The sequence below is a fragment of the Pseudomonas lurida genome, assembly GCF_002563895.1.
GTDB lineage: Bacteria > Pseudomonadota > Gammaproteobacteria > Pseudomonadales > Pseudomonadaceae > Aquipseudomonas > Aquipseudomonas lurida.
In genome coordinates this window covers 366,349-378,303 of record NZ_PDJB01000001.1, presented here as the reverse complement: position 1 = coordinate 378,303, position 11,955 = coordinate 366,349, and the positions used below count along the sequence as shown (strand labels likewise).

The following is an 11,955-nucleotide window of genomic DNA, read 5'->3' as shown; positions in this document are numbered from 1 at the left end:
ACCCCCTGAAAAACCCGTTTAATGCGCCCCGTTGCCCAGATAGCTCAGTCGGTAGAGCAGGGGATTGAAAATCCCCGTGTCGGCGGTTCGATTCCGTCTCTGGGCACCACCTTCAGCTTTCAGGTGGTGTAAACATCACGTGAAAGCAATCAAGAAACCCGCCTAGTGCGGGTTTTTTGTTGCCTGAAATTTATAGGCCCGACCTGAAGCGATTCGGGATCGCTTCAGAACGCACGCTGGCTCAGTTGAGCAAAAACACCATCAGCGGGTTGTCATTCAAGCGCCCTTCATAAGCTGGAGCCAGATGCTCAAGCACCGTTCCGTGCAGCAGCGCGGCCTGCTTGCGCGCCACAATCACCCAGGCCGGCCGAGGCACGCTCTCCAAGCGCTCAAGCTCATGACGGCCGATAAACACCGGCTGCTCGTCGTGATCCAGGTTCATCATGTAACGCACCGCCCAGGTGTCACGCCCAAGGTCGACAAACACCAAGGGGCCGGGTGCTGCCGCGCGAAGGGTTTCTACCCGGCTGACAAACTGCCGGGTATCGAATTGCAAGTCTTTGGCAGGCTCCACCACGGTCACCAACAACAACCATTGCGCCGCCAAGGCGATCAGGCTGAGCCACACCAATCGGCCAACCCGACGCCATGCAACCCATGCCGCTACCTGCAGAATCACCAAGACCCCAAGCAGCAGCGGCAACGAAACGTTCGGCCAGTAACCATGCTTCTGCCACGCCTGCCGACAGACAAACACTACAACCACGCACAAAGCCGGTAGTGCTGCGACAAGCCATTCGTAGCACCGGCGCACGCCAGCGAGCCAACTGTGTGCCTGGAGCAGCCCATAGGCGGCGACAGCGGCGAACATCGGCACCATTGGCAGAATGTAGTAAGCCCGCTTGAAATGCGGCACCGACAACCCGAGGAGGATCATCAAGCCACAGGCACCGAGCCGCGCCACTAACTGCGTGTCGCCCGCGAACCGCTCGGGCCAGCGGTGACGCAGCGCGATCATTGTCGCCAGCGCCATCGGCACCACCGGAAAGTAGCGGTACATGCTGAGCTGGAAGTAGAAATAGAACGGCTCGCCGATTTCATCGAGTCGCCCACCCACCTGCATCTTGAACACCTCATCGGCAAAGGCGTCCCCTGCGCTGATACGCGCCAACTGCATCAACCCCCACCAACAGAGTGCCAGCAGCATCACTCCGACTACGCCGTGAATCAGCACCTGCTTCACGCGCTCCCCAGGCTTGCCCAGCGCCCAGTAGACGCACACCACGCCGCAGACCTCGATCAACCCCAATGGCCCACGTATCGCAAAGCCCAGGATGAACAACGGGAACACCGCAAGCTGCCTCCAGCGACCACCGCTGTGCAGCAGGTAGAAACTGCCGACACAGAGCAACGCCACCATCTGATCCAGGCACACCGAGCGGGATTTTTCGAGCAGTTGAGTGGTAAGCAAAGTCAGCAACACCGTGAGCAGTGCCCACTGGCGATTCATCGGGACCAGCAAGCGATAGATCACGGCCACGACCCCAGCGGACGCCAGGGCGGTGGGCAGCACATTCGCCAAGTGATTAGGCGCACCAAACAGTCGGGCGAACACAACGCTGAAGAAGGTCGCAGTGCCTGGGTAATCTGCATAGGGCTGGCCATAGGTGGTCGGGAAAAGACTCGCGCCATGGCGATACATTTCTTGCAGGAACAGCGCCCAGCGCCCGTCAAAACCTTGGGGCTGCTGATCCCAGATACCCAGGGTGAACAGCAAAAGAGCGAACAGGAAAATGCCCAGTGATTCCAGGCGAAAACGGCTGCGGTGATCCATCGGTTGACCTGTCAGGTAAGGGGCGCCGACTTATGGTGCCGACTGCCCTGCTGAATAGCGCCTGAACAGACCTGAATATTCCCGCGCTTACCGACCTGCGGGCCAAACCCACTTCGGGATCAGGCGAACGTAAACCAACTCGCCAACGAGCTCGACCAGGGTTTGCAGGATAACCGCCGTCGCCGCCAGGCTGCGCACATCCTCGGGCAATGCCAGCGCCAAGGGCAGCACCACCAGCGAGTTGCGCGTCGACGCGCTGAACGTCACCGCTCGCGCCGTTACCGCAGGCAACGCAAGCAGCCGCGACGCCAGCACCCCCATCAACGGCGCCAGCAAGAGGAAACCGATGTACACCGGGACCACCGGCAGCATTAGGCTGATGTCCCGGACCACTGACGTGATTTGCGAGCCGATCACCACAAACAGCACCCACGCCATCGCCGGCACCGGCAACCACGCCCAGGCGCGATTCCAAACGCTGGCAATCGATGAACGCCGCGCCAGCGATGTCGTGACCACCGCCAGAATCATCGGCACCACGATCAACAGGAGGAACGCCTCGATAAACGGCCGAGCCTCAACCACCCCGTCGGATTGCGCGCCGAGCATCAGGCTCAGATAGATCGGCAACAGCGCCAACTGAAGCAACAACAGCACTGGCGTGGCCGCGAGCATCAATCGCGAATCGCCCTTGCCGATGTGGGTGAACACCACCACGTAGTCGATGCACGGCGTCAGCAACACCAGCAACGCCCCCACCAACAACGCAGGGCGCCCCACCAGGCTTTGGGTCAATGCCCACACCAGCAGGGGAACGAAGATGAAGTTGGCCAGCAGCAATGCCGACAGGAAGCGCTTGTTGCCCACGCTTTGGCGCAGATCCAGGAAGGGGATTTGCAGGAACATCGCGTACATCAACACCGCGATAGCGGGCGTGACCATTTGGCTGAGGCCGTGGGCGAATGAGGGCGCGAACAGGCCAAAGACAGCGGCCAGCGCCACGGCGGCGAAGTAGACCGGGATCTGGTTGTGTTCGAGGGCGTCGCGAGTCATAAGGCTGGCTCAGAGGGATCAACAGGTCGACAGCCTAAGCATCCAGGGCGGCAAGGTCGAGCACCCTGACAATCTCCGCGATCACGATGCGCGAAATTTGTTAAGTTCGACCCCTTATAAAAAAAGCGCGTGAGCCTGCATGCCCTCACCCAAGGCGCAAGGACCGAGTAGCCCTATGAACCTTCCAACCCGCCCCAACCTGGAAGCTTTCCACGAGCCTGCCGCCGACGGCTACACCCTGGGCGGCTTCACCTGGCGCCACCCGCGCACCGACCTGGAACGCCCGGTCGTCATCATCAACGCCGCCACCTCCGTGCGCTGCCGTCACTACTCGCGTTTTGCCGACTACCTGTTCGCCAACGGCTTCGATGTCATCGCCTACGACTACCGTGGCATCGGCGAATCTCGCAGTGGCTCGTTGCGCGGTTTTAAAGCCTCATGGTCGGATTGGGGTGCATTGGATTTCGAGGCGATGCTGCAGCGCGCGCAGCGGGAGTTTCCAGGACAGCCAATTGATGTCGTCGGCCATAGTTTCGGTGGTTGCGCCGCAGGACTCGGGGCTTCCGGTGCAGTCATCCGGCGGATGGTGACAGTGGGCGCACAGTTTGCTTACTGGCGCGATTACGCAGCGAGCGTGCGCTGGCGCATGTTCGCCAAGTGGCACGTCGCGATGCCGCTGGTGACCGCGCTGTGCGGGCACTTTCCCGGCAAACGCCTGGGCTGGCTGGAAGACACGCCCGCGGGCGTGGTACGGGACTGGAGCACGCCGACGCCCACCTATGAAACGCGCCCCAGCGGGCGAGGGTTGGGCAAGCTGCCATTCAGCCATGTGAAGGCGCAGATACTGGCCATCAGCATCACTGACGATCCGTTCGGGACGGTCGCTGCCATCGAGCGGCTACTGGGTTACTTCGACCGCAGCGAGCGCACTCATCTGCGCATCGCGCCTGAAGACATAGGCGAAAAAGAAGTCGGACATTTCGCATTTTTTCGCAGCGAGTATCAGGACCGGCTGTGGCCTATTGCATTGGCATGGCTTCAAAATGGCCAATTAACTGCGGATACCCTTGGGATTTCCCCCAACCTGCGCTTCAATACCCTACCCAGATCCAGACCCCCAGGACGTTGAGCCCATGGCCTCGCCGAACAAGCAGCAAAAACGCGCCCACCGGGCAAAGGCCAAGGCCAAGCAAAACCGTACCCAGCGCGCCGTTGCGACCAAGCCGGACGCGTTCGCCGGCGACGACAGTCGCATTGACCTTGAGTCAGTGGATCTGACCGAGCTGTTCGTAGAGATGCGCACTGCGGGCGAGACCAGCCAGCAGGCACTGTGCACAGCCTTCCTGGCCCATCCATTGCTGGCACTGGTGCTGGAGCAGGAAGGTGAAGAGGAAGCCACCGACTTCATTCTCGCGGCATTGATCGAGTATCGGCAGTGGGCCACGGACACCGACGACGAAGCCGCCGCACTGGCGTGGATCGAGTCGCCGCAGTTCCAGGCAGATTACGTTGCGGCGTCCCAGGCGCTGGCCAACACCCAGGACTGATACAAAACCAGATGTGGGAGCGGGCTTGCTCGCGAATTTGGTGTGTCAGTCGCCCGCAATAGTGACTGATCGACCACTTTCGCGAGCAAGCCCGCTCCCACATTCCAATTGCGGCGCCCTCAGGCACCGGCTTACATCACATCAGTTAAGTGCCGCAGCACCGACCCTCTGCGCCTTGCGACGGCTCGCCACGATCAGCCCCGCCGCCACCACCAGCACGCTCAGCACGCCAGTCGCGATGATCTCGACCCGATGCGCTTCCTGGAACAGCATGATGGTCAGCGTACCCACGATGAACACCATCACCGCGTAGGTCAGGCCTGGGAACAGCCACATCTTGAAGACAATCTTCTCGCCCGCCGCCGTGCGTTTCTGGCGCATGCGCAGTTGCGACACCGCGATCACCAGGTACACCAGCAACGCAATGGCGCCGGAACTGGCCAGCAGGAACTCGAACACCGCCGCAGGGGCCACGTAGTTGGCGAACACCGCCAGGAACGCAGCACCGGTGGACAACAACACCGCCCAGTAAGGCGTGCCGCTCTTGTTGGTGCGCTTGGCCACGGCCGGCGCATCACCGCGACGGCCCAGGGAGAACAGCATGCGCGAAGCGGTGTACAGCGCCGAGTTCAAGCAGCTGGTCACGGCCACCAGTACCACCAGGTCAACGATCAGCTTGGCATTCGGGATGCCCATGCGCTCCAGCACGGTCTGGTAGGAACCTACCGCCGCCAGGGTCGGATCGTTCCAAGGCACCAGGGACACAACGATGAAAATCGACAGCAGGTAGAACAGACCAATCCGCCAGATCACCGAGTTGGTGGCCTTGGTGATCTGCTGGCCTGGGTTCTTGGATTCAGCGGCGGCGATGGTGACGATCTCGGTGCCCATGAACGAGAACATGGTGGTCAGGATCGCGGCCAATACTGCGCCCATGCCGTTTGGCATAAAGCCCTGGGTGTCGAACAGATGCGAAACACCGCTGACCTGGCTGGTCGGCAGGAAGCCGAATATCGCGGCCAGGCCAAGGATCACAAAGCCCACGATCGCCACGACCTTGATCAACGCAAACCAGAACTCGAACTCGCCGTAGTTCTTCACGCTGAACAGGTTGGTCGCCGTCAACAGCAAGGTGATGATCAGGGTAAAGGCCCAGATGGCGATATCCGGGAACCAGGCGTGCAGGATGGTTGCGGCGGCGTTGGCCTCCAGCGGAATCACCAGCACCCAGAACCACCAGTACAACCAGCCAATGGTAAACCCGGCCCAGTGACCGATTGCGCGGTCGGCATACGTGGAGAACGAACCGGTGTCCGGCGACGCCACGGCCATTTCGGCCAGCATGCGCATCACCAATACCACCAGCGTACCCGCCGCGGCATAGGCCAGCAGTACGGCCGGGCCGGCGGCAGCAATCGCGTGGCCGGAGCCGACAAACAAACCTGCGCCGATTACACCGGCAATCGACAGCATGGTGACGTGACGCGGTTTGAGCCCCTGTTCGAGGTCATTGGAGCTTTGCGTACTACTCATTGACACACCTATACGAGGAATTGCGAAAACGGTCCGCCCGGCCCGGGATCTCTCTCGTGAAAAGAAACCAACAGGGCGTTCTTTATTTTTTACGCAAGATTTGCGCCAAAATGTTACAGAGCCTTGATTGACGCGGCCTGCAGGAGCGATCAACAACCATCGCAAGTCATTGAGAACAATGGCATTCCGCTATAGCGTTACCGTGCGACCCACATTGAAGACGAATAAACGCACCATAAACACACACAAAAAGTACGTGACGCCCTATAAAGGGGCTGATAGGCACCGTTTGCCCGGTTAACCCTTCCAACACCCGGCCAAAGCTGGCACCATCGCGCCCTTTTTTACGCGAAACCGGTGGTTTTTCGGGTTCAAACGGTTGTTCGGTTGTTGATGGCGCGACACGCTGCTGTGCCGATGCGACACCCTGCCGCACACCACCTGTTTACCCTCGGCCGCGCTGTTGGCTGCCATCAAGACGCTATGCTAGCTTGGCGCCTCGCCAGGAAGGCGGCCCAACAGCAGGATCGCAACGAACACAATGAGGACCCCACATGGCCGAGGCCACGCCCGCGCTTGAAATCCGCAACTTGCATAAACGCTATGGTGAGCTGGAGGTACTCAAGGGTATCTCGCTGACCGCTCGCGACGGCGATGTGATCTCGATCCTGGGTTCGTCCGGTTCCGGCAAGTCAACCTTCCTGCGCTGCATCAATCTGCTGGAGAACCCGCATCAGGGCCAGATCCTGGTGGCCGGTGAAGAGCTCAAGCTCAAGGCCGCGAAAAACGGCGAGTTGATGGCCGCGGACGGCAAGCAGATCAACCGCCTGCGCAGCGAAATCGGTTTTGTGTTTCAAAACTTTAACCTGTGGCCGCACATGAGCATCCTCGACAACATCATCGAGGCCCCCCGCCGTGTGCTTGGCCAGAGCAAGGCCGAAGCCATCGAAGTCGCCGAAGCCCTGCTGGCCAAGGTTGGTATCGGCGATAAGCGCCACGCCTATCCCGCGCAATTGTCCGGCGGCCAGCAACAACGGGCGGCTATCGCCCGCACCCTGGCGATGCAGCCCAAGGTCATCCTGTTCGACGAGCCCACTTCGGCCCTTGACCCGGAAATGGTTCAGGAAGTACTTAATGTGATCCGCGCACTGGCCGAAGAAGGCCGCACCATGCTGCTGGTCACCCATGAGATGGGCTTCGCCCGCCAAGTGTCCAGTGAGGTGGTGTTCCTGCACCAGGGCCTGGTCGAGGAGCAAGGATCGCCACAGCAGGTGTTTGAAAACCCGCTTTCGGCGCGCTGCAAACAATTCATGTCCAGCAACCGCTAACGGAGCAACATGCATGCAGAACTACAAAAAATTCCTTCTGGCCGCGGCCGTCTCGATGGCGTTCAGCGCCACGGCCATGGCAGAAACCTTGAAAATGGGGATCGAAGCCGCCTACCCGCCGTTCAACAATAAAGACGCCAGCGGCAATGTGGTCGGCTTCGACAAAGACATCGGCGACGCCCTGTGCGCCAAGATGAAAGTCGAGACGTGCGAAGTGTATGTGTCCGACTGGGACGGCATCATCCCGGCCCTCAACGCCAAGAAGTTCGACTTCCTGGTGTCCTCGCTCTCGATCACCGACGAGCGCAAGGAGGCCGTCGACTTCACAGACCCGTACTACTCCAACAAGCTGCAGTTCATCGCACCTAAAGCCACCGCGGACTTCAAGACCGACGCCGCTTACCTGAAAGGCAAGGTCATCGGTGCACAACGCGCCACGTTGGCCGGTACATACCTGGAAGACAAGCTGCCTGATACCGAAGCCAAGCTGTACGACACCCAGGAAAACGCCTATCTCGACCTGACCTCCGGTCGCCTCGACGGCATCCTCGCCGACAAGTACGTGCAGTACGAATGGCTCAAGAGCAAAGACGGTTCCGCCTACGAGTTCAAAGGCGACCCGGTTGTAGAAAGCGACAAGATCGGTATCGCCGTACGCAAGGGCGACCCACTGCGCGAGCGCCTGAACAAAGCCCTGGCAGAGATCAAGGCAGACGGCACCTACAAGAAGATCAACGACAAGTACTTCCCTTTCAGCATCGAATGATCTGAACGGCCTGACCGGCGCGCCCACTTGGGCGCGTCGGTTTTTAGCAATGCCTGCCGCGATATGAAAACACCATGAATTTCGATCTCTACGGATTCGGCCCGGCCCTTGCGGCTGGCGCGCTGATGACCGTCAAACTGGCGCTCACGGCCCTGTGCCTGGGGCTGGTGCTTGGCCTGGCCGGTGCCTTGGCCAAGACGTCGCCGTACAAGCCGTTGCAATGGCTTGGCGGCGCTTACTCCACCATCGTGCGCGGCATTCCCGAATTGCTGTGGGTGCTGCTGATTTACTTCGGCACGGTCAACCTGATGCGCGCCCTCGGTGAGTTCTTCGGAAACCCCGACCTTTCCCTCAGCGCCTTTGCCGCCGGGGTAATCGCCCTGGGCCTGTGCTTTGGCGCCTACGCGACGGAAGTGTTCCGTGGCGCGATCCTCGCCATCCCCAAGGGTCACCGTGAAGCTGGTATAGCGCTGGGCCTGTCGAAGTTCCGGATCTTTACCCGGTTGATCATGCCGCAGATGTGGCGCATCGCCCTGCCGGGCCTGGGCAACCTGTTCATGATCCTGATGAAGGACACCGCGCTGGTATCGGTGATCGGCCTTGAAGAAATCATGCGCCATGCGCAGATCGGCGTGACCGTCACCAAGCAGCCATTCACCTTCTTCATGGTCGCCGCCTTCATGTACCTGGGCCTGACCGTCCTGGCCATGACCGGCATGCACTTCCTGGAAAAACGCGCCGCCCGCGGCTTTGCAAGGAGCTCCCAATGAGCGGCGACTACAGCTGGCTGGCGCATTTCGACCTGGGCCTGAACTGGGCCGTGATCATCAAGTGGCTGCCCAAGTTGGCCCAGGGCGCCATCCTGACCCTGGAGCTGGTGGCCATTGCGGTGATCGCCGGCCTGCTGCTGGCAATCCCCCTGGGTATCGCGCGCTCCTCACGGCGCTGGTACGTCAGCGCCGTGCCCTATGCCTACATTTTCTTCTTCCGTGGCACACCCTTGCTGGTCCAATTGTTCCTGGTCTACTACGGCCTGGCGCAGTTCGACTCGGTGCGCGAGAGCTTCATGTGGCCCTACCTGCGCGATCCGTTCTGGTGCGCCACTGCGACCATGACCCTGCACACCGCCGCCTACATTGCCGAGATCCTGCGTGGCGCGATCCAGGCCATCCCGCCGGGCGAGATCGAAGCGGCGCGCGCGCTGGGCATGTCCAAGCCAAAGACACTGTTCTACATCATCCTGCCGCGCGCCTCGCGCATCGGCCTGCCGGCGTACAGCAACGAAGTGATCCTGATGCTCAAGGCCAGTGCCTTGGCCAGTACCGTCACCCTGCTGGAATTGACCGGCATGGCGCGGACCATCATTGCCCGCACCTATTTGCCGGTAGAGATTTTCTTCGCCGCCGGCCTGTTCTATCTGTTGATGGCGTATGTGCTGGTACGCGCCTTCAAACTGCTGGAACGCTGGCTACGCGTCGATGCCTGCCAAGGACGTTGAAGCACGCTTCCAGGCGCTGGACGCGTTCCTGGTCGAGCACCAAGGGCTGTGGAAACCACGGCCCTTTACGCATCGCCAATTACCTTGGGAAGCCGAGCATCCCGACCTCGCCCATTGGCTGCGCCAACGCTCGTTGGCCGATGCCGAAGCCAGTCACAACGGCCCCCATGACTTGGCCGCCCCCGCACCTTTTCCACAGCTTGCTGCGCAGGCCCTGCAGCTCGGCGCTGTGGATAAGTTACCGGCGCACCCCCTGGCTCCCGCACGCCCTCGCCTGAACGTCGATGTTCCGGGCCGCAAGTGGGCACAGATTGAAGCGTTCGGCGCCGCGCTGCAGTTTGCACAGGCGCCCACGCACTGGCTGGACTGGTGCGCGGGCAAAGGCCACCTGGGTCGTCGCCTGCTACAAGACGATCAAGCGCTGACCTGCCTGGAATACGATCCAGCGCTGATCGCTGCAGGCCTGGCCTTGAGCGATCACCACGGCTTGGCCGTCACCCATCGCCTGCAAGACGTCATGGCGGACGTCACCCTCGGTCCCGAACACACGCCCGTCGCCCTGCACGCCTGTGGCGACCTGCATGTACGCCTGCTTCGACTGGCCAGCGCCGTCGGCTGCAAGCAACTGGCGTTCGCGCCCTGCTGTTACAACCGCGTCCAGTCCGATACCTACCAGCCACTGTCCAGCGCAGGCCACGCCTCACGCCTGCAACTGTCGATCGATGACCTTGGCTTGCCGCTGAGCGAAACCGTCACCGCAGGCAGACGCGTGCGCTTGCAGCGGGACACGTCCATGGCACGGCGCCTGGCATTCGATCAGCTGCAACGCGAGCTGCGGGGCTGCGACGAATATTTGCCCACACCGTCCCTGCCCGCCCATTGGCTGGACAAACCTTTCGCGGACTACTGCCGGGACCTGGCCACCCTCAAAGGGTTATCCACAGGTGAACAGGATTGGCCGGCCTTGGAAGCACATGGCTGGCGCCGCTTGGCGCAGGTCAGGAACCTGGAATTGGTGCGTGGTCTGTTTCGGCGCCCGCTGGAGTTGTGGCTGGTGCTGGATCGGGCATTGTTTCTTGGTGAAAACGGCTACAAGGTCGAGGTGGGCAGCTTCTGCGAACCCGCATTGACCCCGCGCAACCTGATGGTGCTCGCCGAGCGCGATTAAGGGGCAACATTGTCGCCGTGCAGCCTGTGGATAACTCTGTTGATGAATTCTTTACAGAGCCTGTGACCATCTGCGCTTCAGGGCAAAAGCCAGGTTGGTCATTTTTTGTTCACACAATAAAACGCACGTAAAACAGGCAGTTGCGGCGTGATGAGAACGTCTCCACATAATGGCCGTTTCGTGACACCGCCATCCAACCGATTGTGCATAAGCATCTGGCGTTAAGCGTATAAACCGCGATTTACAGATGTTTTTTGCGCGCGATCAACAACCGGCAAAGCTCGTTGATATCGTCCCCCGCCAAGCTCAATGCCTGGCTATCCAACGGGTCGGTCCCGAACGCCAGCGCCTCGCTGATTGCCATGTCGTGGTGCACTTCCAAGGGCTCTTTCGTGCCCAGGCGCTGCTTGAACGCCTCGACCATGTCCAGGCTGAAGGCATTGTCCTCATCCAGTTGGTTGAGCACAAAGTGCACATGCGGTGGTCGCTCGCGCTCAAGGTGCGGCGCCAGCAGGCCGTCGAGTTGGTCCAGAGTGCCGAGTGATGCGGCATCGGCCTGCGCGACCACCAGCACCACATCGGCGACGCTCAAGGCTTGATGAAAGTAGACGTTGTTGCCCGCGGGGGTATCGATGATCACTGTGTGACGGGGGCTCAAGTCCAAGGCTGACAGGCGCTGTGCCAGCCAGTCCGGCTCATCTTTGAGCCAACGTTGCAGGTCGTCCTGCTGGCGCAGATCGGTGTCGCCGAAGGTGATCACGCGGCTGCCGACAAAGCCCGGCTGCTGGATCGTGTCCCAGTGCGCATTGCGCAGGCTGGTAGGGCCGATACCCGCCGAACCCGGGCTGACCCCGAAGTGCATGCGCAGGGCGTTCTGCGGGTCCAGGTCCACGGCCACCACCGATTCGCCTAGGCGCTGCAAACCGCTGCTCAACGCAGTGGCCAGGGTACTGCGACCCACGCCACCATTGACCGACACCAACGCCACCACGCAGGGACGCCGCACGGCCTTGTCCACCGGTTGGGACTGCGCATGAGCAGAGGGGACGTGAGGGGGAAACGGAGTGCCGTCATCCACGGGAACGCTGCCAAAAAAATGCAGCCGCGCATTCAGCCCTTGCGGATCGCGGCTCACATCTCTGCCTAGCAGAACGAGAAGACCATCAGTGAAACTCATAACGCATTCCTCATCACGGCGAAGCTCAAAGACGTGAGAAGGTCAGCTGAT

At 60.9% G+C, this 11,955-nt stretch carries 11 protein-coding genes and 1 tRNA gene; 8 read left to right on the top strand and 4 right to left on the bottom strand.

All coding sequences use genetic code 11. The features are described from left to right. Positions 1 to 33: 33 nt before the first annotated feature. Positions 34 to 109 (top strand) — tRNA-Phe (locus tag ATH90_RS01695). A 132-nt stretch (positions 110 to 241) separates the two neighbouring features. On the opposite strand, the gene ATH90_RS01690 is transcribed toward ATH90_RS01695, so the two are convergent. Together ATH90_RS01690 and ATH90_RS01685 are read right to left on the bottom strand one after the other, a co-directional pair. Next, on the bottom strand, positions 242 to 1,834 hold the full coding sequence (locus tag ATH90_RS01690) for a hypothetical protein (RefSeq protein ID WP_098465593.1): 1,593 nt from the start codon (positions 1,832 to 1,834) through the stop codon (positions 242 to 244). 87 nt (positions 1,835 to 1,921) lie between these two features. Then, on the bottom strand, positions 1,922 to 2,887 hold the full coding sequence (locus ATH90_RS01685) for an arsenic resistance protein (protein ID WP_098465592.1): 966 nt from the start codon (positions 2,885 to 2,887) through the stop codon (positions 1,922 to 1,924). A gap of 175 nt (positions 2,888 to 3,062) precedes the next feature. Between ATH90_RS01685 and ATH90_RS01680 the strand changes: the two genes are divergently transcribed. Next, positions 3,063 to 4,016 (top strand): alpha/beta hydrolase family protein, encoded by a 954-nt coding sequence (locus ATH90_RS01680; RefSeq protein WP_034108734.1) that lies wholly within the window; start codon positions 3,063 to 3,065, stop codon positions 4,014 to 4,016. Between the two features lie 4 nt (positions 4,017 to 4,020). Next, positions 4,021 to 4,434: a hypothetical protein gene (locus ATH90_RS01675; RefSeq protein WP_034108732.1), complete on the top strand. Its 414-nt coding sequence runs from the start codon at positions 4,021 to 4,023 to the stop codon at positions 4,432 to 4,434. Positions 4,435 to 4,575: 141 nt separating this feature from the next. On the opposite strand, the gene gabP is transcribed toward ATH90_RS01675, so the two are convergent. Continuing rightward, entirely contained in the window at positions 4,576 to 5,967 is a 1,392-nt protein-coding gene (gabP, locus tag ATH90_RS01670; RefSeq protein WP_034108730.1) for a GABA permease, read from the bottom strand. 554 nt (positions 5,968 to 6,521) lie between these two features. On the opposite strand from gabP, the gene ATH90_RS01665 reads away from it, so the two are divergent. The 5 genes from ATH90_RS01665 (at position 6,522) to ATH90_RS01645 (ending at position 10,727) form a co-directional block, all read left to right on the top strand. Then, positions 6,522 to 7,295: an ABC transporter ATP-binding protein gene (locus tag ATH90_RS01665; protein WP_025859203.1), complete on the top strand. Its 774-nt coding sequence runs from the start codon at positions 6,522 to 6,524 to the stop codon at positions 7,293 to 7,295. A 13-nt stretch (positions 7,296 to 7,308) separates the two neighbouring features. Then, complete coding sequence (locus tag ATH90_RS01660) at positions 7,309 to 8,061, top strand: ABC transporter substrate-binding protein (RefSeq protein WP_034108728.1); 753 nt, start codon at positions 7,309 to 7,311, stop codon at positions 8,059 to 8,061. A 74-nt stretch (positions 8,062 to 8,135) separates the two neighbouring features. Then, positions 8,136 to 8,831 (top strand): ABC transporter permease, encoded by a 696-nt coding sequence (locus ATH90_RS01655; RefSeq protein WP_098465591.1) that lies wholly within the window; start codon positions 8,136 to 8,138, stop codon positions 8,829 to 8,831. A 38-nt stretch (positions 8,832 to 8,869) separates the two neighbouring features. Further along, on the top strand, positions 8,870 to 9,559 hold the full coding sequence (locus ATH90_RS01650) for an ABC transporter permease (protein ID WP_069078674.1): 690 nt from the start codon (positions 8,870 to 8,872) through the stop codon (positions 9,557 to 9,559). Further along, positions 9,540 to 10,727: a methyltransferase gene (locus tag ATH90_RS01645; RefSeq protein WP_098465590.1), complete on the top strand. Its 1,188-nt coding sequence runs from the start codon at positions 9,540 to 9,542 to the stop codon at positions 10,725 to 10,727. Before ATH90_RS01650 ends, ATH90_RS01645 begins: the two co-directional genes overlap by 20 nt. A gap of 241 nt (positions 10,728 to 10,968) precedes the next feature. On the opposite strand, the gene bcsQ is transcribed toward ATH90_RS01645, so the two are convergent. Next, the gene (bcsQ, locus tag ATH90_RS01640) at positions 10,969 to 11,904 is read right to left on the bottom strand and encodes a cellulose biosynthesis protein BcsQ (RefSeq protein WP_034108724.1); all 936 of its coding nucleotides are present in this window, start codon (positions 11,902 to 11,904) and stop codon (positions 10,969 to 10,971) included. Positions 11,905 to 11,955: the final 51 nt, after the last annotated feature.